General features: G+C 68.8%; 21 protein-coding genes and 1 tRNA gene. 8 read left to right on the top strand and 14 right to left on the bottom strand.

What is annotated here, in order from left to right; genetic code table 11:
• Positions 1 to 4 precede the first annotated feature (4 nt).
• The 7 genes from NDI86_RS11770 to NDI86_RS11740 all read right to left on the bottom strand — a co-directional run bounded on the left by NDI86_RS11770 (position 5) and on the right by NDI86_RS11740 (position 7,939).
• Entirely contained in the window at positions 5 to 826 is an 822-nt protein-coding gene (locus tag NDI86_RS11770; protein ID WP_310900618.1) for a DUF7856 family protein, read from the bottom strand.
• A complete protein-coding gene (locus NDI86_RS11765) occupies positions 823 to 1,158 on the bottom strand; it encodes a DUF7855 family protein (RefSeq protein ID WP_310900617.1) in 336 nt (111 codons plus the stop codon). The genes NDI86_RS11770 and NDI86_RS11765 overlap by 4 nt, the downstream gene beginning before the upstream one ends.
• A 40-nt stretch (positions 1,159 to 1,198) precedes the next feature.
• Entirely contained in the window at positions 1,199 to 1,762 is a 564-nt protein-coding gene (locus NDI86_RS11760) for a DUF7504 family protein (RefSeq protein WP_310900616.1), read from the bottom strand.
• Positions 1,763 to 1,812: 50 nt separating this feature from the next.
• On the bottom strand, positions 1,813 to 2,085 hold the full coding sequence (locus NDI86_RS11755; RefSeq protein WP_310900615.1) for a DUF7854 family protein: 273 nt from the start codon (positions 2,083 to 2,085) through the stop codon (positions 1,813 to 1,815).
• Complete coding sequence (locus NDI86_RS11750) at positions 2,085 to 6,104, bottom strand: LAGLIDADG family homing endonuclease (protein ID WP_310900614.1); 4,020 nt, start codon at positions 6,102 to 6,104, stop codon at positions 2,085 to 2,087. Before NDI86_RS11750 ends, NDI86_RS11755 begins: the two co-directional genes overlap by 1 nt.
• A 126-nt stretch (positions 6,105 to 6,230) precedes the next feature.
• On the bottom strand, positions 6,231 to 7,403 hold the full coding sequence (locus tag NDI86_RS11745; protein WP_310900613.1) for an AGE family epimerase/isomerase: 1,173 nt from the start codon (positions 7,401 to 7,403) through the stop codon (positions 6,231 to 6,233).
• A 104-nt stretch (positions 7,404 to 7,507) separates the two neighbouring features.
• Entirely contained in the window at positions 7,508 to 7,939 is a 432-nt protein-coding gene (locus tag NDI86_RS11740; protein WP_310900612.1) for a group I intron-associated PD-(D/E)XK endonuclease, read from the bottom strand.
• A 98-nt stretch (positions 7,940 to 8,037) separates the two neighbouring features.
• Here NDI86_RS11740 and NDI86_RS22105 point away from each other — a divergent pair, with 98 nt between their 5' ends.
• The gene (locus NDI86_RS22105; protein ID WP_417936269.1) at positions 8,038 to 8,241 is read left to right on the top strand and encodes a hypothetical protein; all 204 of its coding nucleotides are present in this window, start codon (positions 8,038 to 8,040) and stop codon (positions 8,239 to 8,241) included.
• Between the two features lie 11 nt (positions 8,242 to 8,252).
• Here NDI86_RS22105 and NDI86_RS11730 read toward each other — a convergent pair.
• From NDI86_RS11730 to NDI86_RS11715, 4 genes are all read right to left on the bottom strand, one after another.
• A tRNA-Pro gene (locus NDI86_RS11730) sits at positions 8,253 to 8,323 on the bottom strand.
• 56 nt (positions 8,324 to 8,379) lie between these two features.
• Positions 8,380 to 10,236, bottom strand: a complete 1,857-nt coding sequence (locus NDI86_RS11725) for an SLC13 family permease (protein WP_310900672.1) — start codon at positions 10,234 to 10,236, stop codon at positions 8,380 to 8,382.
• A 75-nt stretch (positions 10,237 to 10,311) separates the two neighbouring features.
• Positions 10,312 to 11,712: an ICP22 family protein gene (locus tag NDI86_RS11720; protein WP_310900610.1), complete on the bottom strand. Its 1,401-nt coding sequence runs from the start codon at positions 11,710 to 11,712 to the stop codon at positions 10,312 to 10,314.
• Between the two features lie 60 nt (positions 11,713 to 11,772).
• Positions 11,773 to 13,806, bottom strand: a complete 2,034-nt coding sequence (locus NDI86_RS11715; protein WP_310900609.1) for a DEAD/DEAH box helicase — start codon at positions 13,804 to 13,806, stop codon at positions 11,773 to 11,775.
• 109 nt (positions 13,807 to 13,915) lie between these two features.
• Here NDI86_RS11715 and NDI86_RS11710 point away from each other — a divergent pair, with 109 nt between their 5' ends.
• The 6 genes from NDI86_RS11710 to NDI86_RS11685 all read left to right on the top strand — a co-directional run bounded on the left by NDI86_RS11710 (position 13,916) and on the right by NDI86_RS11685 (position 19,318).
• Positions 13,916 to 14,899: a GAF domain-containing protein gene (locus NDI86_RS11710; RefSeq protein WP_310900608.1), complete on the top strand. Its 984-nt coding sequence runs from the start codon at positions 13,916 to 13,918 to the stop codon at positions 14,897 to 14,899.
• Positions 14,896 to 15,597, top strand: a complete 702-nt coding sequence (locus tag NDI86_RS11705; protein ID WP_310900607.1) for a DUF7504 family protein — start codon at positions 14,896 to 14,898, stop codon at positions 15,595 to 15,597. Before NDI86_RS11710 ends, NDI86_RS11705 begins: the two co-directional genes overlap by 4 nt.
• Positions 15,598 to 15,657: 60 nt before the next feature.
• Positions 15,658 to 16,842, top strand: coding sequence for a site-2 protease family protein (locus tag NDI86_RS11700; protein WP_310900606.1), 1,185 nt, complete (start codon positions 15,658 to 15,660; stop codon positions 16,840 to 16,842).
• 215 nt (positions 16,843 to 17,057) lie between these two features.
• Positions 17,058 to 17,909, top strand: coding sequence for an eIF2B alpha/beta/delta subunit family protein (locus NDI86_RS11695; RefSeq protein WP_310900605.1), 852 nt, complete (start codon positions 17,058 to 17,060; stop codon positions 17,907 to 17,909).
• Positions 17,910 to 18,011: 102 nt separating this feature from the next.
• Positions 18,012 to 18,803 carry an alpha/beta hydrolase gene (locus tag NDI86_RS11690; RefSeq protein ID WP_310900604.1) on the top strand — a complete coding sequence of 264 codons (792 nt, stop codon included), beginning with the start codon at positions 18,012 to 18,014 and terminating at the stop codon, positions 18,801 to 18,803.
• Positions 18,804 to 18,946: 143 nt separating this feature from the next.
• The gene (locus NDI86_RS11685; protein ID WP_417936267.1) at positions 18,947 to 19,318 is read left to right on the top strand and encodes a winged helix-turn-helix transcriptional regulator; all 372 of its coding nucleotides are present in this window, start codon (positions 18,947 to 18,949) and stop codon (positions 19,316 to 19,318) included.
• An 11-nt stretch (positions 19,319 to 19,329) separates the two neighbouring features.
• On the opposite strand, the gene NDI86_RS11680 is transcribed toward NDI86_RS11685, so the two are convergent.
• The 3 genes from NDI86_RS11680 to NDI86_RS11670 all read right to left on the bottom strand — a co-directional run bounded on the left by NDI86_RS11680 (position 19,330) and on the right by NDI86_RS11670 (position 21,975).
• Positions 19,330 to 19,839, bottom strand: coding sequence for a DUF8108 domain-containing protein (locus tag NDI86_RS11680; protein ID WP_310900603.1), 510 nt, complete (start codon positions 19,837 to 19,839; stop codon positions 19,330 to 19,332).
• A gap of 71 nt (positions 19,840 to 19,910) precedes the next feature.
• A complete protein-coding gene (locus NDI86_RS11675) occupies positions 19,911 to 20,528 on the bottom strand; it encodes a class I SAM-dependent methyltransferase (protein WP_310900602.1) in 618 nt (205 codons plus the stop codon).
• 61 nt (positions 20,529 to 20,589) lie between these two features.
• Positions 20,590 to 21,975, bottom strand: a complete 1,386-nt coding sequence (locus NDI86_RS11670; RefSeq protein ID WP_310900601.1) for a phenylacetate--CoA ligase family protein — start codon at positions 21,973 to 21,975, stop codon at positions 20,590 to 20,592.
• A 130-nt stretch (positions 21,976 to 22,105) separates the two neighbouring features.
• Here NDI86_RS11670 and NDI86_RS11665 point away from each other — a divergent pair, with 130 nt between their 5' ends.
• Complete coding sequence (locus NDI86_RS11665) at positions 22,106 to 22,861, top strand: sugar phosphate isomerase/epimerase family protein (protein WP_310900600.1); 756 nt, start codon at positions 22,106 to 22,108, stop codon at positions 22,859 to 22,861.
• Positions 22,862 to 22,865: the final 4 nt, after the last annotated feature.

Here is a 22,865-nt window from a genome sequence, read left to right as displayed (position 1 = left end):
AATCTCAGCACCGGACGACCGGCGCCGAGAGCCAGTCGGCCGCGGCCGCCGGGCTCGAAAAGCGGTCGGTCTCCAGGACGACCGGCGCGTCGGTACGAGCGAGTCGGAGGGTCGCCAGCGCGGCCGGGACCGGCGGCGCGTCGAGCGGGTCGTCGCCGCGCTCGTCGGTCGTGACCCCCGGGACGGCGTCGAGCGCGGCCGCGAACTCGTCGGCGACGCTCTCGACGAGCGCGCGGCGGGCGTCGCGCCGCCGGTTCGCCAGCCGGTCGGCCAGCCGCCGGCGCCGGGCCTGTCGGTCGCGGTACTCCCGGGCGCGGTCGCGCCGCTGCCGGCGGCTCTGTGCGGCCGCGGCGCGCTCGGTCTCGCGTTCGGCCAGGGTCCGGGCGGTCTCGCGCACCCGCTGTTCGACCGCGTCGGTGTCCGCGCCCAGTTCCTCGCGGGCCGTCAGCCGACCGCGCGCCGTCGCGGCCGCCTCGCGGAGTTCGGCGACGGTCCGGTCGTCGACCGGGGCCCGCGCCCGCGGCAGCGACGGCTCCGCCGGGTCGAGGGCGGCCAGTCGGTCCCGCAGGTCGGCGATTGCCTCGTCGTGGGCCGTCTCGTGGCCCCGCGAGCGGGCGGCCGCGGCCAGCGCCGTCTTCGTCCGCAGGCCCATCGCCGGGTGGACGTGCCCGCAGTAGTCGGCCACCGGGCCGGGCGCGGGCGCGTCGACGGCCGGGAGGCGACGGTCGCCCCGGAGCGCCGCAGCGACGGTTCGCCCGTCGACGTCCCGACACCGCAGGTCGACGGCCCGCCCCTCGTAGGTCGTCCCGCGGACGCGGAGTCTCACAGCTCCTCACCCCGGAGCCGGTCGGCGGCGGGGAGGTCCCGCCCCGCGGCGAACTGCCGGTACGGCGTCGAAGCGGTCTCGCGGGCCTCGTAGGCCCGGGCCGCCTCGCGGACCCGCTCGGGCGCGTCCTCGGGCTCGAACGGCCGAACGCGCTCTATCTGAGCGTCGAGGCCGTGTTTCTCGCGGAGCCGGAGCGCCTGGAACGCGCCAAACTCCGTGGCCGACAGCAGCGCGGCCTGGCCGAACTGCCGGACGACAAGCTCCTCGTGGGCCCGGCAGACGTTTCGCAGGTCCCGGCGTGCCGCCCGCGTGTACGTAACGACCAGCAGCACAGACCGTGCTGACGGGCGTATCTGATTAAAATTTTGTCCTCTACTGCCGCAACAATCTCCGGCGTCGAACCGCCCACTCGCCGTCCTCGCGCTCGACGATGGCGTCGAACAGTGACGCCAGCGCGTCGACGGTCTCGGGGTCGTGGGCGGCGGGGTCGAGATGGAAGTGCGCGCTGGCGTCGGCCGCGTAGAGGTGCCCGGTGAGCGCGTTGAGGAACTCGTAGGCGGTCTCCGTCGCCACGTGCCGGAGCACCGTGGTCAGCGAGTCGAAACAGACGACGGCGTCGTCGTTGGCCGAGAGCGCCTGGCTGAGCGTGATTCCGAGTCCGGTGAGGTCGTCCGGCGTCGACACGGATTTGACCGTCACGTCGTCGTCGTCGGGGGTCGGCAAATCGCCGACGGCGATGACCGACAGCGACCCCGACGCGTCGGCCGCGCGGAACTGGTCGATACAGGCCGACGGCGGGCGGGAGTACGTGACCCAGAGGACGGTCGTCGCCGGCGTCGTCGCGAGCAGGTCCAGGCAACTGTCCTCGGGACCCATCGACGACGCACACACGAGCGTCGCGGGGGCGTCATCGACTGTCACAGGGAGCGTGCGCATCGAGTGGTCTCTCATCGTGCGACAGTAAAACAGCTTCCCCGGTCGCAGGCTCACTCCACCGGCGAGACGGTGACGTCGCGGGGCTCCTCGACCAGTTCGGCGACGCGGTCGCGGGCCTCCGGTGCCGAGGCGGCGAGGACGACCAGCCCGTCGGCGGGGCCGTCGCTACTGGCCCGGTAGGCCCGCAAGTCGCCCTCGAAGTCCGCGGCGTAGGTCCGGAGGACACCGCGAACGTCGGCTTCTAGCTCCGACAGCGAGCACTCGCCGCTCTCGAATGCCGCGAGCGCCTCCTCGACGTTTCTGAGCGCGCTGATTCGGTCCATCAGGTCGTTCGGAGGTGGTCGGTGCGTGGCTCGTACACCTCGCCGCGCTGTTTGAGTTTCTCTATCTCGTGTTCGGCCTTCGATTCGTCGATGCCGACCTCCTCCGCGCGCTCGACGACGACGTCGATGGGCGCGCCCTCGTCGTACTCGTCCTCGATGTCGTTGATGATGCCGCGGATGTTCTGGATGCGGTCCCGTTGGCTCTTGGAGGTGCCCGTCTCGACCACGTCGGCGTCGAACTCGCCGGTCTCGGGGTCGATACCTATCTGTTTCATGCAGTACAGCGCGATGTCGACGGCGCGGTCGGCGTCTGCCTCCTCGACGGTGTCGGCCAGTCGCATCCGCGCGGAGGCCTCCGCCAGCCGAACCAGCGCCTCCAGTTTTCGCGCGGTGACGGGGACCGGGGCGTCCTCGTCTTGCCCTTTCAGCCGCAGGTCGACGTAGAAGTCCTCGATGGTCTCCTTGGCCTCCTCGGTCATCGTCGGGAAGCAGTTGCGCTTGGCGTAGGCGATGTACTTGCGGAGCAGTTCGGGGTCGATGGTCGGGGCGACTTCGTCGGTCACCGTGTCGACCTCCTCCTCGGAGAAGTTCGAGGTCGGGTTCTGCACCCGGTGGGTGTGGAGTTCGCCGGCGTAGTTGGTCTGGATGATGTGCTCGGCGAGGTTGCGGTCGGACTCCTCGTCGGGCTGGTCCGTGACGGTGAAGATGAGGTCGAACCGCGAGATGAGCGCCGGTTCTAAGTTTATCTGCTCGCCGATGGGCTCGTACTGGTCGAAGCGGCCGTATTTGGGGTTGGCCGCGCCCAGCAGCGAGCAGCGGGACTTCAGCGTGGCGTTGATGCCGGCCTTCGAGACGCTGATGCGCTGCTGTTCGAGCGCTTCGTGCATCGCGGAGCGGTCCTCGGAGTTGTGGACGACCATCCCGTTCGCGACGAAGTTGTGGGTGCCGGCGACGGTGAGGTCGTAGACGCTCGGGGTCTGCCGGGCCTCGAGTTCGTCGAGACGGGAGCGAAGCTGGTCGCGAACCCCCTCGATCCGGCCTCTGGCAGCCTGTCGAACCTCGTCGAAGCGGTCGGTCTCGACGACGCCGCGGAACCAGCGCGAGATCGTCGACTGGTCGACGCCCACGTCGGCCGCGAGCGTCGCCCCCGAGATGCCGTACTCGTCGATATGGGCCTGTAGTGCCGCCCAGTCGTCGACGGTGGGCTCGTCGTCGAGCAGGTCGCGGGCGCGGTCGTCGGCCTCGTCCGCCGTACAGCCTAGCAGCTCGGCCAGTTCTTCGCGGAGCAGTCGTCTCCGGTCGTCGTCGACTCCCGACGCGACCGTCTCCACATCGTCGACGCGGCGCCACTTCACGTCGCCGTGGACGAGGTGGTGTAGGTCGGCGAGGTCGGTGGCTGCCACGTCGGCGACGATGGCGGCGAGTCGGGATTCGACGGTCGCCCGAAGCGCCGAATCCTCGCCCCACAGCCGGGACACCTGCTGTTGACTGTACTCGGTCCCCTCGGCGAGTTCCGACTGTGAGACGTGGTACTGTTCGCGGAGCGAGTCGAGCGTCTCCCACTGTGCTCCATCGAGCCGCTCGCGGTCCGCTGCCGCCTCGTGTCGGCGCGTCTCGAACCGTTCGAGGACGGTCCGTGCACACCGCAGTGAGATGTTCGCGTCCTCGTTCTCGAAGTTACAGTAGGTCGCGTCGTCGAGGCCACACTCAGACTGGTAGAGCCGGAGCGATTCGCGGCAGTCGGCGAGCAGGTCGCCACAGGACGGGACCACGTCGAGTATCGACCGGTCGCCCGACACTCGCTCGAGGGCCGCCTCGAGGGCTCGCTGTTTCCGGTCGAGCGTGAACCCCACGTGACGGGCGAACGCCGCCAGCGAGTCGGCGTCGGTAATCGTGAGCGCGTACACGTCCCGCTTCTCGGCACGCTCGCGGGTCTGTAACTGCGAGGAGACACCGAACTCCAGTAGCAGTTGTTTCGAGCCCAGCAGGAGCTCGTAGCTGGAGGAGTGGATACGGACGTTGCGCTCGTCGACGCTCCCTTCGCTGTCGGCCAGCGCCCGGAGGAAGGCGGCCTTGGCAGTTCGCGAGGAGCAGGTGACTGACTCGGGCAGTCGCTTGCCCTCGTACGTCTCCAGGTTCATACCCGCGTCAAGGACGGTATCAGCGTACTGTTTCCCGGGAAGGCGGACGGTCTCGACGCCGTCCGTTCGCTGCTCGCTCGGCGGGCGAACCGGCTCGGCCTCGAAGGCGGTGCGACACGACGCCTCGAAGTCGGCCAGCAGCTGTTCTTCGGCGTTGGTGAACCGGACGCCGTAGACCCCCTCGGAGCGGTTGTAGTAGACGTTGCCGTCGCCCGCGATGTAGCCCAGCACCGACGCCAGCGCCGGCGAGACGGCGTCGTTGTCCGGTGTGGGCGGCGACTCGCCGTCGGACTGCGCCGCGACGCCGCCGTCTGCCGCCGGTTCGCTCAGTCTCTCTGGGACGTACACCCAGTCGCCGTCTTCGAGGTCCGCGGCGTGGCGTTCGAGCCGCTCACCGTCCTCCCGGACGAAAAACGGGTGGTCCGCCGTCGCGGTCAGCCGTTCGCCCGTCTCCAGCGTGACCCGCGTCAGTTCCTCGGGCGAATCGTACTCGTGGATGGCCGTGACCGGGCGGGTGACCAGCCGCCCGTCGTCGGTCATCGTCCACACGTCGAGGTCGCCAACGTCGCGGATGGTCCGGCCGTTCGACAGCGACTCGACGCTGCCCGTCTCGGCGGCGTCGTGGGCAAGGTCACGGATGCGCGAGATACCGTCGGCCCCGTGGACGAGCGTGTCGCCGGTGACACAGCTCATCTTGTCGAGTTCGTCGACGGCGGCGATGCCCTGGTCCGCGAGGACCAAGGCTCCGGCTTCGAGGGTCCACTGCTGGCCGTCGCCGAAGTCGTCGCGAACCGCGGCGGCGGTGAGCCCGGCACTCGAGGACCCCTTCCCCGAGGTGTAGACCGAGCGGGGCGCGATTTCGCGGATATAGGACAACATCTGGCTCTTCCCTGTACCCGGGTCCCCTATCAGCAACATATGGAGGTCGCCACGGATTCGTGACCCGTCAGGAAGCTCCTTGGTCACCCCGGAGAACAGCTGGAGCATCATCGCGAGCTTCTCCTTCTCGTAGCCGTAGATGGAGGGCGCGATGGCGCCGACCATCGTGTCGTATATCTCGGGTTCGTTGGAGAGTTCGACGATCTCCTTCTTGTCGGCGTCGGTTATCTCCATGTCCTCGAACTGCTCGTCCTCGATGACGACCGAAACCCCGTCCATGTAGATGTCGAACATCGGGGACTTGTCCTGGTCGGTGCCCTGCTGGTCGAGCTTGAGGATGCCCGTCGCGCGGACGTGGTCGCCCGCGGTCACCGTGCCGGTGATGTCGTCCTCGACGTTGATGTCGATGGACTGGGGCGTCTCGCCGCCGCGCAGTCCTTCGGGGGACTCCTGGACGCGAATCTTCTGGGCGTCGATAAAGGTCGACTGGTCGGTGTTGAGCCGGAACGGGCCCTGGCGTTCACACCCCTGGCACTCGTGGGGCTCCTGGAAGTCGCCGGCGGTCTGGGGGATGCGCGTCAGCGTCCCGCAGCGCTGGCACTCGAAGGCCGCCTCGGTGACTTTCGGCCGCACGTCGGTGGCTTTGCGGACGATGCCCTGCACGGCGATGAGGTTGCCGTGGTGCTGGTGGCGAATCTCGCGGATGTCCTCGGAGTCGGGGAGGTTCCGCACGCGGACGTGGGCCTGGCCCAGCGAGACGTCGACGGGCAGGTCGTAGAGTCGCAGGGCCTCCTCGGCGAACTCCTGTAGCTGGCCCGGCTTGGTGCGGTAGTCGTCGGCGAGGTCCGGGTCGAAGCGGTAGAGGTCGTCCCAGTCGATGTACAGCGACTTCTGGTCGTTGGGGTACTTCTGGGCGAGCTCACCGATCTCGTTGCGGTAGTAGTTGCGGTAGAACTCCTCGAAGCGGTCGATGAGCTCGGTGTTCTCGGCAGTCGCCATCTGAGTGTACAGGGTTTGTGCGGCCCCGCCTAAGAAGGTTCGTGTAGCGTACCGGAAGTGATACGAACGGGCGAGAGACCGGGTGACCGCGCCGGAGTCGAGGGGAAAATGAGGGGTGGGGTCGGCTCACTCACAGAGACGCCAAAACGCCTCCTCACACGCGCCGATGGGGTGGTAGCCGGGCTCGACGGCGGGGCCGTCCCCCGTCGGATACGGCTCGTTGGCCGCGTCGACCCGCTCGTACCAGTTGCCGGCCGGGGCAACCAGATGAGCCGTCGCGTACGCCCACAGACGGTCGTACCACTCCCGATAGCGGTCCTCGCCGGTCAGGTCCGAAAGCGCCGCCGCCGCGCCGATAGCCTCGGCGACTTCCCACCCGTACTTGTCCTCGACCACGGGGTCGCCGTCCCTATCGAGTGTGTAGTAGAAGCCGCCGCGGCCCTCGTCCCACCCCGTCAGCGCCGTCTCGAACAGCTCCCGTGCCCGCGTGGCGGGCCAGTCGGCGTCGACGTGGTCGTCGAGCGCGACCAGCAGTTTCGCCCACTCGGCGTGATGGCCCGGCTGATAGCCCCACGGCCGGAACTGGTGGGCTGGCTCGTCGCGGTTGTAGTCGTAGTCCGGGCGCCAGTCGGCGTCGTAGTGCTCCCAGATGCGGCCGTCGTCGGCGAGGTCGACACACAGGCGCTTTGCAACCGTGGCCGCCCGGTCGCCGTACTGCCGCTCGCCGGTCGCCTCGGCCGCGGCCAGCGCCGCCTCGCAGGCGTGCATGTTCGCGTTCTGGCCGCGGTAGGCGTCGGCCGCGGTCCAGTCGGCGTCGTAGCTGCTCCGGTAGAGCCCCCGGTCCGGGTCGTAAAAGCGGTCGTCGAGGAGCGCCCACGCCTCGGCGAGATACTCCGCGGCGTTCGGAATCCCGGCCTCGGACGCGCGGGCGTACGCGAGGACGACGAACGCGTGGCCGTAGCAGACCCGCCGGCTGTCGACCGGTGTCGTCCCCTCTAGCAGCCAGTGATAGCCGCCGCGGTCGGCGTCGCGGAACTGCTCGTGGAGGAATCGGACGCCGCGCTCGGCCGCCTCGGCCCAGCGCGCCTCGCCGAAGCGGTCGGCCGCCAGCGCGAAGTTCCGGGTGAACCGCGCCGTCGCGACGAGGTGCTTCGCGTCCGGGTCGTACACCGCCCCCGTCTCGGCGTCGAGTTGCGCGACGAAGCCGCCGTGGCGCTCGTCGATGCAGGTCGGATAGTAAAACTCCAGGACGTCCCGTATCCGACCGCGGAGCCAGTCGGGGTCGGCGTAGTCGGTCATGTTCTAGAGTTGATTGGTTCTCGCCCGAAGAACGTTCGGGTGACTGCGTGGTGTAGAACTGAGACTGCGGCAGTAGACACCAGTATCACTGGTCAGGAGACGACCTAAGATAACTGGACAGGGTCCAGCGGCCACCGCTCGTCGAACTCGTACTCTTCGGCCCAATTGATGCTCGAATCGGCCTGTTTCGGGTCGTCCACACGAAGCTGAATCCGTGTATCGAACTCGTGTTCGCCAACTGCGTGAAGACTGTCACGTGCTGGGGTATAGACGAGGAAGTAATCCACATCGCCGTCGTACTTCTGGTAAGTGTTCCCGGTCGAGTTCGTGTGCTGAGATGTACCGTGGAAGTCGATTTTTCCGTCCACCAGGCGACCAGTCTTGATTTGAACCCGGAGTAACTGGGCCGCTGGCGTTTCGACGATGATGTCGTACCGCTGGTTATCGCTGAACGGGATAGCGACTGGTATGCCTCGCTCCTTCAGCTCCGCAATGACCCGCGCCTCTGTTGCGTCGCCTCGGTCGTGTGGTTTCATGAGATTATACGCGTATTTTATCCACGAAAGTGTATAAAGTTGCGTAAATGCGCAACCTCTTGTCCTTAGTGACCGGAGTCAGAACGGTCTTGCACGGCATGTCTAGAGCGCTGTTGACTGAGACAGAGCGGGAACGAATAGCCGGTAATTCAGAAGACGAGCAGCGACGGTACGAGGCAGTGTCACGGGCACGTCGCCGGATTCGCGAGGAGCTACCGGAAGACATCGAACTGCTCGAAGAGCATCATCCCACGCTCTACGACGAGCTCAAATCCGTGGTCTGTGACAGTCGTGAGAAGTAGACGGGAAAGAGTGGGACCACCCGGATTCGAACCGGGGTCACAAGCACCCAAGGCTTGGAGTATACCACTAACCCATGGTCCCGCGCATCTGAATCGGCCCGTCAGCGAGTAAAGGGTTTCGTTGCGCTCCGAACCCTGTCACGACGGGGCAAGACCCCAGAAGAAGGCGATGCCCAGCGTCGTCACGACGGCAAAGACCGCCTGCAGCGGCGCGCCGACCTTCAGGTAGTCGGTAAAGCGGTAGCCGCCGGGCCCGTAGACGAGCAGGTTGGTCTGGTAGCCGACGGGCGTCATGAAGGCCGTCGAGGCGGCGAAAGTCACGGCGAGGACGAACGCGAAGGCGTTGACGCCGAGTTGCCGGGCGGCTTCGACGGCGACGGGAATCATCAGCACGACGGAGGCGTTGTTCGAGATGATGTTCGTCAGGACGGCGGTGACGACGTACATCCCGCCGAGCACGAGGATGGCGGGCAGGCCCGGCGCGGCCAGGACGAACAGGTCCGCGATGAGGTCGGCGCCGCCGGTCACCTGTAAGGCGATACCGAGCGGGATGACGCCGGCGAGCAGGAAGATGACGTCCCACTGGACGGCGTCGTACAGTTCCTGTGGCCGGAGACAGCCCGTCAGGACCATGGCGAGCGCGCCGGCGAGCGCGGAGACGACGATGTGGACCTGGGTGAGCGCGGCGACGCCGACGACGGCGGCGACGATGCCGACGGCGACCGGAATCTTCGACTCGCGGTAGTCGGGGCGTTCGACCTCCTGGGCGACGATGAAGTCGCGGTTGCCGTCGAGGCGGTCGATGGAGTCGACGGTGGCCTGGACGAGCAGCGTGTCCCCGACTTTCAGACGGACGCGGTCCATCCGCTGGCGGACGAGTTCGCGGCCGCGCCGGAGAGCCAACACCGAGGCGTCGTAGCGCTGGCGGAAGTTCGACGAGGCGAGCGTCTCGCCGACGAGTGAGGAGCCGGGCGCGACGACGAGTTCGACGAGGTTCTGCCGGTCGCTCGCGCGTTCGAGTTCGGCGTCGTCGACGGCGTCGGGGACGACGTCCAGCCCGTCGAGGTCGAGCAGTTCGACGAGGGTGTCCCGGTCGGTCCGGAGCGCGAAGACGTCGCCGGCCTGGACGACCTTCGGCCCGAGCGGTTCCAGGAAGGTCCGGCGGTCTCGGACGAGTTGGACCACGTCGACGTCGAGGTCGGTCGCTTCGAGCGCCTCCTGGACGGTCTGGCCGACGATGGGCGAGTCCTCGCGGACGACGACCTCGGTGAGGTAGTCGGCCATCTCGAACTCGTCGGTGAGGTCCTCGCGGGCCTGGATGCGGCCGGGGACGAGCCACCGGCCGACCGTCAGCAGGTAGGCGGTGCCGACGATGGTGACGACGACGCCAAGCTGGGTGAACTCGAACATCGAGAAGGGCCGACCCAGCAGCTCCGCCGAGAGCTGCGAGGCGAGGATGTTCGTCGAGGTGCCGATGAGGGTGAGCATCCCGCCGAACATCGAGGCATACGAGAGGGGGAGCAGGAGCTTCGACGGGGATATCTTGCCCTCGTGTGCGATATCTGTCACCATCGGGAGCAGGATGGCGACCGCGGCGGTGTTGTTGATGAACCCGGAGATGGGACCGACCAGCCCGACCGTCGCCCCCAGTTGCTTCGTCTCGCTGTCGCCGGTCAGCGTCGCGAGTTTCGCGCCCAGTAGCTGGACGATGCCGGTCCGCTGGACGCCGTCGGAGAGGATGAACATCGCCAGGACGGTGATGGTCGCCGTCGACGCGAAACCGGACAGCCCCTGGACCAGCGGCGAGACGTCGGTACCGGGCTGTCGGAGGACGTACAGCGGTCCGGCGAGCAGGCCCAGGTCGGCGAGGCTGGCCGTCACCGGCTCGACGGCCAGCAGCGCCACCATCACGGCGATGGCGGTCACGTCGACGGGGACCACCTCGGTCGCAAAGAGGACAAGCGCTACGAGTATCAGGAGGAAGACGAACGCCATCGCGGGCGTAATCGGCGGCAATGACACAGTATGCTGGTAGGCAGGGGGGACGAAAAGCGTGGGGATTGACGCCGTTCAGCCGTCCGGTTCCAGGTCCGCGAGCAACGAGTCGTAGCTCCGCGCGAAGACGGGCTGTTGCTGGATCGAGGTGCCGGCGACCCTGAACACCGGGATGGCGAGCGGGCCGTCGGCGCTCTGGACGACGACGCCGTCGGTGGTCGCCTCGTCGCTCCACTCGGCGTCGAGGTCCCGGACCAGCACCTCGCCGAAGTAGCTCCCGAGCTCCGTCGAGACGCTGGTGAACACGCGGTCGTCGAACGTGTCCTCGCTGCCGAAGACGGCGTCGTCGAACCGCTCGTCGTCCCACTCCTCGCTGACCAGCGCGTCGAGTCGCGCCAGCGACTCGGGGGTGTAGTCGAGGTCGTACTCGGTCCAGAAGGTGACGAGTTCCTCGGCCGCCTCGGCGTAGGTCTCCCGAAGGTCGTCGGCCGCCGGGTCCGTGTCGGGGTCGTCGCTGTCGATGGCGCCGGCCGGGTCGTCGCAGCCGTCGGGCCCGGGGTCCGAACCCGCGACTGGCCTTCCGTCGTCCGCCGACGGTGCGTCTTCCACGGTCGGTCCCGCGCCGGTCGGCCCGTCGTCGAACAGCGACGGCGAGCCGGTCGGCTCCTGGGCCGCCGATTCGGCGTCCGCCTCGAACAGCGACGCCGAGCCGTCGGCGACTCGCTCCGACTCGTCAGGGCCGGCCGCCGTCGAGGGGGCAGAGTCGGCCCCCGTCGTGGCGTCCCCGGCCGCCTCCGGCTCCGCCTCTTCGATGAGCGACTCGGCGTCGTCGACGCTGTCGGTCTCGGACAGCGTGTCGCCGGTTGCTGTCGGGTCGGGGGCGTCGGCGCTCTCGTCTACTGCTTCGGGTGTCGGCGTCTCGGCCGGCGAATCGTCACCGTCGCTGGGCGTCTCGGCCGTCGACTCGTCGTCCGGCACGCCGTCCGAGTCGTCGCCCGGCGAATCGTCGAGCCCCACCTCGACCGCGGCCCGGTCGGTGACGGCGGCAAAGACCGCACCCGTGGTTATCGAGCGTTCGGCAACGTCGAAGACGGCGACGGTTGTGGTGCCGTCTGGTCCGGAGAGGGTGACGCCCCAGTCCGGGTCGCGCGTCCACTCGCCGTCGTAGACCCGGACGAGCACCTCGCCGAGATAGCAGCCAAAGCGAACGGTGTCGGTGGCGTAGGCCCCCGCCTCGTCCGCGGTCGCGAGGGGCTCGTCGTACCCCTCGTCGATGGCGTCGTCGAACTGCGCGAGCGAGGAAAGCGAGAAGTCGAGCACCGCGACCTCGCCGGCGACGCCGGCCGCCCGCTCGCGGAGCGCCGATGCGTCTAGCGCCCGCGTGTCGACCAGGTCAGGCTGTGTCGCCGTGTCGTCGGACGCCGAACTGCCGTCGTCGCCGCCGACCACGCGCCGGATGCTGTCGAACAGCCCCATGCACACCGCAAGACTGCGTGGCTACAAGAAGGGATGGGCCGCGTGTCGGCTCGCTGACTATCAGTGCTCGTCGCGCAGTTCCATCTCGGCGACGATGTCGTAGGGGTCCCGGCCCTTGCGGATGCCGTCGAGCAACTGGAACGACTCGTCGGGCGCGAGGAAGTGTCGCGTCACCGCCCGGCCCAGCGGCGTCGGTTCCAGCCCGTCGATGAAGTCGTACTCCAGGAGTTTGCCGACGGCGTGTTTCGTGGGGACTTCGCCGACCATCCGGTCGTTGAGCCGCTTGGCCGCCGTGCCCGCGACGGTGACGTTCGCCAGCGTCTCCTCGACGGCCGCGCCCTCGTCGTAGCGAGTGACGACGGGTTCCATCTCCCCCTTGAGGAGCTTGAACGCCACCTCGTCCTCGGTCATCTCCATGCTGTTGTGGTAGGTGCAGTCGGGCTCGACGAGGACGTACACCGTCCCCTTGTCGTGGTAGTCCGGACGACCTGCCCGCCCGAGCATCTGGCTGAACTCCTGGACGGTGAGCCACTCGATACCCATCGCCAGCGAGTCGAAGATGACCTGCGAGGCCGGGAAGTCGACCCCGGCGGCGAGTGCGGCGGTCGTGACCACGGCGGCGAGTTCCTGGTCGGCGAACTGGCGTTCGACCCGCTTTCGCTTGCGGTTGTCCAGCCCGGCGTGATAGGGCGCAGAGGAGTAGTTCAGCTTCCGTGAGATCTGGTGACAGCGCCGCCGGGAGTTGGTGAAGATGATGGTCTGGCCGCGGTACCCCTTGCTCGATTTCGTGTCGAACGCCCGCTTGACCAGTTTCTTCTCGGTCTCTATCTTCTCGCGGCCGTCGGCGAAGGTGACGTGTCGCTCGATTGGGACCGGCCGCTCCTCGAACTCGATGAGTTTCGCCCGCAGTTTCTCGGCGAGTTGCCCGGGGTTGCCGACCGTCGCCGAGAGGTATATCCACTGGGTGTCGGTGGCGGCCTCCTCACAGTAGTATTTGAGACGTGAAATCAGGCCGTCCAGCCGATGCCCCCGCTCGTCCTCGCCGAGCGTGTGGACCTCGTCGATGACCACCGTGCCGACGTTGCCGAGGTCCTTGCCCGTCCGCAGCGCGTGGTCGATACCTTCGTAGGTACCGACGATGATGTCTGCGCCCGGGTCGAACCGGCCGCCCTCGTCGGCGATGCGGCTGGCGCCCACGCGCAGCGAGACGTCGACCATGTCGCCGTAGCGGTCCTGGAAGTCGTCGTACTTCTGGTTGGCGAGCGCGACCAGCGGGACCAGGAACAGCATCTTCCCCTGGCCGTTGAGCACCCGGTCGAGCCCGGCCATCTCGCCGACGAGCGTCTTGCCGGTCGCCGTCGCGGAGACGACCAGCTGGTCCTCGCCGTCGGTCGCGCCGTGTTCGACCGCCAGACTCTGGACGGGCAGCAGGGTATCGAACCGCGATTCGAGGTGTTGCTGGATGCCCGGATGGAGTCCCAGCGAGTCGACGGGGACGGGGTCGACCTCGTCGGTCGTCGCGGATATCTCGTCGAACTTCGTCAGGTCGGGGTCGAGTTGCCCCGAGAGCAGGTTCGTGATGCGGTCCAGGTCCTGCACTTCGAGCAGCAGCTCTTCGAGGCGTTCGCGGGCGTCGCCCGTAATCGAGCCGTCGAACGCGAGCTGGCGGTCAAGCTCCTGGCTCGCACAGTCGGGACAGATGGACTCGCCGTCGGCCTCGATGGCCGTCTCGCTCGTAATCGGCGAGTACCGCCCCGCCGAGGCACAGAAGCGACAGGTCCGGACGACCTTCGCCGAAAGCTGGTAGCCGTCGAGCATCTCTGTGATGCGCTCGCGGGCGATGGCGCCGGTCTGCTGGGAGATGCGGATGCGGGTCGCGCGGCGGGCCAGCTCGACGAACTGATCGGGCGAGCGCAGCTGCTCGCCGGAGCCGTCCTCGATGCGGAGCCGGCGGGGACGGGGCCCGGCGTCGGTCTCCTTCAGTTCGAGGACCCCGCGGAAGAGCCGTCCGCCGTCGCGCTGGGCGACGACGCGGACGTCCTCGCCGTGTTCGTGGAGGAAGAGCGTCTCGACCTTCGCAGCCTGCTTCGACACGGCTGTACGTACACTGCGGGAGCTACTTTACTGGCTCGGCATCTCCTCGGCGCGGGAATTGTTGTCAGACATACAACTTTTGCCAGTCGGGCGAGAAGTCAGTGTATGCGTGGCAAACGCCCGACGGCGGAACGACCAGCCGGGGACTATCGACGCCGGGGGGGCTGAGTCCGTGGGAGAGATTACCGTCCTCTACGTCGACCCGGACGCGACCGCGGGGACCTCGCCGCTGCGGGAGCTGGTCGCCGACCCCGCTATCCGGGTCTACCGCGAAACCTCGGTCGCAGACGCGGTGAGCGTGCTCGAATCGACGGCCGTCGACTGCGTGGTGACGGAGTTCGACCTCCCCGACGGGACTGGTGTGGAGCTGGTCGCCGCGCTCCGTGAGGTCGCCCCCGACACCGGCGCGGTGCTCGTGACCGACGCCCCGCCGGCCCGTATCGCCGAGGCGTCACCCGTCGGCCCCGTCGCCGAGTTCGTCCCCAGGGGCGTCCCCGACGTGGGCGACCGGGTCCGCCGGCTGGTCAAACACACCGCGGCCAACCGGAGCCAGACGTCGTATCCGCTCCCGCCCGACGAACAGGCGCGCCTCGCCGCGCTGGCGACCATCGACCTCGACGACGAACTGCTGAGACGGGCGGTCCAGCGAGTGACCGAACTGGCCGCGACCCACTTCGCGGTGCCACGGAGTTCGGTGAACATCATCAGCGAGCGGACCCAGCAGTTCCTGGGCAGCGCCGGCGGTCAGTTCGAGCCGAGCCCGCGGGAGGACTCGGCGTGCACCTACACGATTCTCGACGACGGCGTCTCCGTCATCGAGGACGTCGCGGCCGACCCGCGCTTTCCCGACACGACCGTCGACGCCTCGGGTATCCGCTTCTACGCGGGGGCGACACTCACCACGCGGGAGGGCCATCCCGTCGGGACGCTCTGTGTCTACGACGAGGAGCCGCGCGTCTTCGGCGAGGGGGACCGCACGTACCTCGCCCTGCTCGCCGCCGAGGTGATGGACTGGCTGGAGGTCGCACGCGAGTCGACGGGCGTCGGGGAAGACGACCCCGACCGAGTGTCCGAGGAGGGAGAGCTCTCGTGACCGCGAGCGCACGCGGCGTTCGCTTTGGCTTCCCGGCGCCGCTGTTCCCGGACGGCGTCGAACCCGGGACGAACATCCTGGTGAGAGGGGGCGCGGACTCTGGCGCCCGCGGGGTGGCGCTCCGCCTGACACAGCCCGAGCGCTACCGCAACGAGGCCCGACTCCTGCTGTCGGCGGACGTGAGCGGCAGACACCTGCTCGACCGGGCGGGCGAAGTGAGCGACGGGGTCGACCCCGAGCGGGTCGCGGTCGTCGACTGCTCGGGCATCGCCGACGAGGACCACCGCTTCGAGTCCCACGGCGACCACATCGACGGCCCCGGCGACGTCATGGGCATCGAGATGGCCGTCGGCACCCTCTACGAGACGCTGCGGACGAGCGGGTTCGAGCGGGTCCGCATCGGCGTCTTCTCCGTCTCGGCCATGCTCGCCCACGCGGACCTGCGGACCGTCTCGCGGTTCGTCCACATGCTGACGGGCCGTATCATCGCGACGGGCGACCTCGGCGTGTTCCACATCGACAGTTCGCTCGACGGCGACGTGGCCGTCGAGGTCATCGAGCGCTTCTGCGAGCGGACCGTCGAGGTCAGACGGGCCGACGGGGAGGTACAGCTACGCGAGCGCGAGTTCGACGAGGCGCCGGGGGCGTGGCGGCCGCTCGACCCACAGGCGGCGAACAGACCGCATCGGCGGTCGTAGCCGCCCACGGCACCTCCCGAGGCACACCGCGCTTATCACCGTCGCCCGCCTAAGAGGGGTATGCGACGGTTCCGCATCGGGAGCGTCTTCGGCATCCCCATCCAGCTCGACCTGACGTTCCTGCTCATCCTGCCGCTGTTCGCGTGGATTATCGGGACCCAGATAACACAGACGGCCGACCTGCTGAACAGGTCGCTGGGCACCGGGCTGGACCCCGCGCTGCTGACCGGCGGCAGCCTCGTCTGGATACTGGGCGTCGTCGCCGCCGTCGGCCTCTTCACCGGCGTGGTCCTCCACGAACTGGGCCACTCGCTGGTGGCGCTTCGCTTTGGCTTCCCCATCGACTCCATCACGCTGTGGCTCTTCGGCGGGGTCGCCCAGCTCACCGAGATGCCCGAGGACTGGAAGCAAGAGCTCGCTATCGCCGTCGCCGGCCCCATCGTCAGCGTCGTGCTGGGCGTGCTGTCGTACCTGCTGTTCGTCGTCCTGCCGGGCACGGAGTCGGCGCTCGTCGAGTCCGCCCGCTTCGTCTTCGCCTACCTCGCCCTGATGAACATCGCCCTGGCGATATTCAACATGCTGCCGGGGTTCCCGATGGACGGCGGGCGGGTGCTGCGGGCGCTGCTGGCCCGGAACCGACCGTACGCGCGGGCGACCGAAATCGCCGCCGAGGTCGGCAAGGTCTTCGCCATCTTCCTCGGTCTCTTTGGCCTCTTCGTCGCGGGCAACATCTTCCTCGCCGGGCTCGCCTTCTTCATCTACATCGGCGCCGCGGGGGAGGCCCGAGAGACGACGATGCGCGCCGACCTGGAGGGCGTCCAGGTCCGGGACGTGATGACGCCGGCCAACCGCGTCACTACGGTCACGCCCGACATGTCGGTCCGCGAGCTCATCGGGACGATGTTCCGCGAGCGCCACACGGGCTACCCCGTCGAGGTCGACGACGAGGTGGTCGGGCTCGTCACCCTCGAAGACGCCCGCGCGGTCCGTGACGTCGAACGCGACGCCTACACCGTCGGCGACGTGATGACCACCGACCTCGTGACGGTCGTGCCCGAGATGGACGTGATGGACGCGCTGAACGAACTCCAGGACAACTCCGTCGGTCGACTGGTCGTCGCCGACGCCGACGGCGAGTTCCGGGGGCTGCTCACCCGCTCCGATATCATGACCGCGCTCTCCATCCTGCGCTCCAGCGAGGACGCCGGGCTCGGTGCGAACCAGTTCCGGCGAATGGAGTCCTAGCACGTAGTGGGCCTGCAGTTTCGCGCGTGAACGCCCTAGTGGACCGCCGCGCTAGCCGCAGTGAGTGTCACCAGCACCGCGAACCGCGATGTCTCTAGCTCCGACTGTTAGCGGGACGGTCTGGCGCTCGGGATGCGCGACAATCGAACCAATCACCCCGGAAACGGCGACTGGATGGGGGAAGGTCCTTATTCCCGTCTGCCGCATGTACGTACATGATAGACGAAACAGTCAGGGAGATAGAGGAGATGCAGACACAGAGCTCCTCTATCGTCGCCGTCAAGGCCGCCCAGGCGTTGCGTGAACTGACCGAGCGGGAGTGCCACACCGTCGAGGACTTCAACCGCGTCGTCGAACGCAACTCCTCGGCGCTCCAGCGCGCCAACCGGTCCCACGCCCCCCTCTACACGACCCAGCAGCGCATCGTCGAGGCCGTTACGGAGTCCGACGCCGACAGCGTCGAGGAAGCGAAGGACGTGCTGGTCGAGGCCATCGAGGACGTGGTCGAGGAGGTCGAATCGAGCAAGCAGCGCGCCGCCGAACGGGCGGCCGAACTCGTCGACGACGGCGACACGATTTTGACCCACGAGAACTCCTCGACCGTGATGGCGACCGTCGACGAGATACTGGCTGCGGGCAAGGAAATCGACGCCTACGTCACCGAGTCCCGGCCCCGCTTTCTCGGCCGGAAGACCGCCCGCCAGCTCGCCGAGCGCGATGGGGTCGCGGCGACGCTCATCACCGACGGCGCCGCCGGCCACTACCTCGCGGAGGTCGACCGCGTGGTCATCGGCATGAACTGCCTCATCGAGGACGTGGTGTACAACCGCATCGGCACCCACTCGGTCGCCGCCACCGCCAACAGCCACGACGTCCCCGTGACGGTCGTGGGGTCGTCCTCGAAGTTCATCGGCGGCGGCTTCACCTTCGAGAACACGTTCCGCCCGGCCAGCGAGGTCATGCTCGAACCCGCCGAGGGGTTCGACGTGGCGAACCCCGGCTACGACGCGACGCCGACGCGGCTCATCGACTCGGTCGTCACCGAGAACGCGGTCATGGAGTTTTAGAGCGCGGCCCGCCCGAGCCGATTCGACCGGGTACGGGCCGTGAAACCTGGTTTCCCGGGCTATACGCGCCGTTTCATTACCGTCGCGCCGGCAGTACGGACGATGACACCGACTATCCGGACGGCGGACGGGCTCGAACTCGACTGCGCGCACCACCCGGCGGACGGCCCCGGTCGGGGCACCGTCCTGCTGGCCCACGGCATCACTCAGGACATGGACGAGGGCGGCATGTTCACGCGGCTCGCCGAGCGCCTCGCCGCGGCCGGTTTCGACGTTGTCCGCTTTAGTTACCGGGGCCACGGCGACAGCGACGGCCGGCCGCGGGGGGTCACAATCGCCGGCGAACGCCTCGACGTCGAGGCGGCGTTCGACCACGCGCGGGCGGCCTTCGACGGCCCGTACTTCGTCGTGGCCAAGAGCTTCGGCGCGGTGTCGACGTGTCTCTCGCTGGAGCGGTTCGGCGACACCGTCGCCGGCCTCGTCCTGTGGAACCCCGTGCTCGACATCGAGCGCACGTTCGTCGAGCCACAGAGCGCGTGGGGCCGCGAGCACTTCTCCGACGAGCGAGTGGCCGAACTGGGGGAGTCGGGGGCGCTGGCGATAGCCGACGGGTTCGAAATCGGGCCGGTGCTGTACGAGGAACTCCACCGCTACGACCCCGGCGCCCGCCTCGCGGCGCGGTCGGTGCCCGCGCTCGTCGTCCACGGCGACGACGACGACATCGTCCCGTACGCGCCGACGAAGCGGGTGGCGACGGACAGCGGCGCCGACTTCCACACCGTCGAGAACACCGGCCACGCCTTCCTGACGCCGGAGGGCACCCCCGCGACCAGCGGCGGCGAGCGCGAACAGGACCGCCGGACCGTCGCGTGGCTCAGCGAGCGGGCCGAATAGTCAGTTTCCAAACAGAAGATGGCTCCTGCGAGCCCTTTTGCACCCGTGAGCCGTGTGTTTTCCCGACCCATGCACGCACGCGGACTGCGGACGACCGCGACGGCGAATCGAGCGACACAACAGCGCGGCGGCGCCCGACGACGATGGGGCGCGTGACGATGGCCGCCGAGACCGCCGACCGGCAGGCGTCCGTCGAGCGACACAACGAGGCCGCCTGCCCCGTCGTCCGGGCTATCGACCGAATCGGGACGCCGTGGCGGCTCAACGTCGTCCACGCGCTCGCCGGCGGTGAAATGCGGTTCAACGGGCTCAAGGAGGCGACTGACGCCCGTTCCAAGACGCTCTCGGACGCGCTGGACGCCCTCGTCGAGCACGGCATCGTCGACCGGCGCATGGAGGAGGCGGCGCCCGTGGCGGTGTACTACTCGCTCACGCCGAAAGGGCGGGCGCTGCTGGACGTGCTGGACGAACTCGACGACTGGGCGCGGGAGTGGGAGGACGCGGCGCCGCGGTGACCGAGACGGCGCTACGACTCGGTCAGTAGGTCGGCCCGTTCGTCCGCTGTGACCGACCCCGCTTCCCGGCTGTCGGCAGTCGCACAGTCGAGACAGTAGGCGTTCTCGCCCTCGGCGTGGGTGTACACCGGCAGCCCGGCGAGGCAGAACTCCTCGCGGTAGCGTCTGAGTTCCCCCTCGGTCAGCCGTGTGTCACAGCCCACACAGCGTTCCGTCCGCCCCTCGGCGGCACGCAGCACGCGGTGTTCGACCACGCGGGACCGTCCGAACTCCCGAATCGAGCGGCGGCGGTCGAGCCGACGGCGGAACCGGGGGTTGACGAACACGCCGAAAGCGACCAGACAGAGCGAGAGCAACACGACGACGGCCGGCACGGCGGGGTTCGACGGCGTGCCGTCGAGCACCGCGAGCAGGGGGACGGCGACGCCGAGTCCGCCAAGCCCGACGAGGAGCCAGCCGGCGAGCGCGGAGAGCACGTCGGAGAGGGCGTCGGCGAGTGCGACGCTATCGGAGGGCGACATAGCGGGCGGGTTGTCGGGCCGAAATCATAAAGCCCGACGATACTACCGAGCGGACGACGCGAGCGTCGCCCTCACACCCCTCGAAAGACGCGAATCGTGTCCCGGTCGGTCGGCTCCCGAAGCAGTTGCGCGAGCCCCAGTTCCGAGAAGACCTGCTTCCAGTCCCGGTGATACAGCGGGAACTCGTCGTCGACGTAGCTCACCGCGGTCTCGCCCCGGCCGCGCTGGGGGCTGTTGCCCTCGTTCTCCGCAGTGATGAGGAGGTCGCCCGTCACCCGTGCGAGTTCCGCGAACACCCACGTGTCCTCGGGGTGGATGTGCTGGAGCGTCTCGACGGTGTAGACCACGTCGAACGCGTCGTCGTCGAACTCCCCGACGACGTCCTCGACGGCGCCGGCGTGGAACGTGCCGACGTCGTCGAGGCGGGGATAGCGCTCGGCCAGTACGTCGAAGGCGCCTTCGTTGATGTCGATACCCGTGAGGTTCTCGTAGCCCTGCCGGCGGAGCCGCTCGAGGTGCCGGCCGGAGCCACAGCCGACCTCGAGAATCGCCGCGTCGTCGCGGACGTAGTGGCCCAGCACGTCCCGCAGCGTCTCGCTGACCTCGTTCGGGCCGATGTCGGCGTAGTACTCGGGGGAGTACTTGCCCGACCGCTCGGCCCAGTCCCGGCGCACGTCCTCGGGGTCCATACCGTCGTGGAGACCGCTGCGGGTAAAAGCGGTGGCGGTCTCGGCGGCAGGCGATGCAGGGCTACGGCGCGTCGCTCCAGACGTAGCGGTACTTCCCGCTCTCGGGGTCCCGTCGCGGCGTCTCGGCGGACAGTTCGGCGGCCACGGGGAGGTCGCGGGCGGCGAAGAAGTCGGCGAGGGCAGCCTCGACCCGCGGCCAGACCGCCGTTTGGTCGGCCCCGTCGGCGGCGTCGAGCCTGACTCGGACGGTCCGCGGTCCGGTCTGTCTGAGCTGACACCGGACGACGCCGGGCGTCTCCTCGACGACCGTCGACAGCGCGAGCGGGAAGACGGGGACCCGCTCGCCGGCCCGGCTCTCGAAGGTCAACACGTCGCCCTGCCGGCCCTCGACCTCTAGGACCGGGAAGTGGCTGCCACAGGGACAGCGGTCGGCGTGCATCGTGACGCTATCCCCGAGGTCGTACCGGACGAGGGGCTGAATTCGGTTCGCGAGGTTCGTGAGCAACACCGTCTCGGATGGCTCCCCGGGCGGGACGGGGCGGTAGTCCTCGTCGACCGGTTCCAGTATCGCCCAGTCCGTGTTGGCGTGGAGGTTGCCGTGGCCGCATTCGGTGGCGAGGCCGTAGAACTCCGTCGCGCCGTACGTCTCGCGGACCGGACAGCCGAACGTCTCCCGGAGCCGGACCTTCTGGGCGGGCAGTATCGCCTCGCCGGTGGGCGCGATGTACGCCGGGTCGAGCGAGAGGCGCCCGGCCCGCTGGGCGCGTTCGAGCGCCAGCAGGACCGTCGCGTATCCGATCAGTATCGCGGGACGGAAGGCGTCGAGTTCGGCGACGATGTCGGGGAGCGGCTGGTCCGCGTCGACGAGGCGGACGCGGTCCCGGAGCAGCGGGTGTTCGCGCCGGAGCAGTTCGACGCCCGACGCGGCGGCGAAGTGGCCGCCCCCGACCGCTATCTCGGCCAAGCGACCCCGTGCGCGGACGAGCCGTGCCAGCACGTCGACGTCGGCGATGGCGGGCAACATCCAGCGGTCGCCGACGGCGTCGGCGGCCACCAGCGCCCGGTCGTCCTGCAGGAAGACGCCCGGCTCGCCGGTCGTCCCCGAGGTGGTCCAGACGGGGTACCGGCCCAGGAACCGCTCGCCGACGGCGTCGCGGTCGGCGAGGAAGGCGTCGACGCCCGCCCGGTCGACGGCCGGGTCGGTCACCACGTCGTCGAACGCCGCCATCAACTCCGGTTTCGTCACGGGCGGGAGCGAGTCGAGGGTGAGCGGGCGCTCGAGGTCGGCGTACAGCCGTCGGTAGAACCGCGACTCGGAACGGACCGTCGAGAGCAGGGACTGGAGACGGGCGGACTGACGTGTGCGGACGGTCCCGCGGGCGGCCCGGCGGAGGCGGACGGCGTCGACGCGGATGCGGAGACGCTCCGCGGCCGAAACGTGACCCATGCTAGCCGGTTCGGCGGTGCGCGGGATAGGACCACGTACCAGTCGGCCGTCGGGTGGTCGACAGTCGGCTAGCAGCTTCCGGTACCGCAGCCGTCGAACCGCTCATTGACACTGAGCGAGAACGACGAGTATGGAGTTTGGCGTGACCGTCGGCGACTCGCTCGACCGCCTGGAAAGCACCGCCGACGGGTTCGACTTCGCGGAGTTCGGGCTGGGCGAGGCCCTCGACGTCCCCGAGTCCGTCGACGACGCGCGCCTGGAGCGGGCGCTGGCCGACCGCGACCAGGGACTCGTCGTCCACCTCCCGTTCAAGCAGGACGTGGCGACGCCGGTGCCCGAGATAAACGACGCTATCGTCGCCTACCAGGAGCGGTTGCTCGACTGGGCGAGCGCCCGGGGCGCCCGGAAAGCGGTCCTGCACGCGACGGTACGGGACCCCTACGACACCGGGCTGCGCGAGACGGCCGCCGAACAGCTCTCGCGAATCGTGGCGGCGGGCGAGAGCCGAGACGTTGAAGTCGTCGTCGAGAACGTCGGCCACCAGCGCCACGGGCTCCAGCTCTCGGTGCTTGGCGACATCGCCGACGAGGTCGGCGCGTCGGTGTGTTTCGACGTCGGCCACGCGTACATGGAGGCCGGCAACGACGGCGTCGAGCGGTTCTGTAAGTACTACGGCGACCTCGTCTCGCACCTGCACGTCCACGACGTTCGCGGCCGCGGCGACACCCACATGCCGGTGGGCGCGGGCGAGGTCGACGGCGACCTGCTCGGACGCCACCTCGACGGGTTCGGCGGCACCGTCGCCGTCGAGGTGTTCACCGACGACGTGGCGTTACTGCGGGACAGCGCCGACCGCGCGGCGGCGTGGCTCGGCGAGCGACGATAGCCCG

This window comes from Haloarcula onubensis (assembly GCF_031624605.1).
GTDB lineage: Archaea > Halobacteriota > Halobacteria > Halobacteriales > Haloarculaceae > Haloarcula > Haloarcula onubensis.
This window is presented reverse-complemented; position numbering and strand designations above follow the sequence as displayed.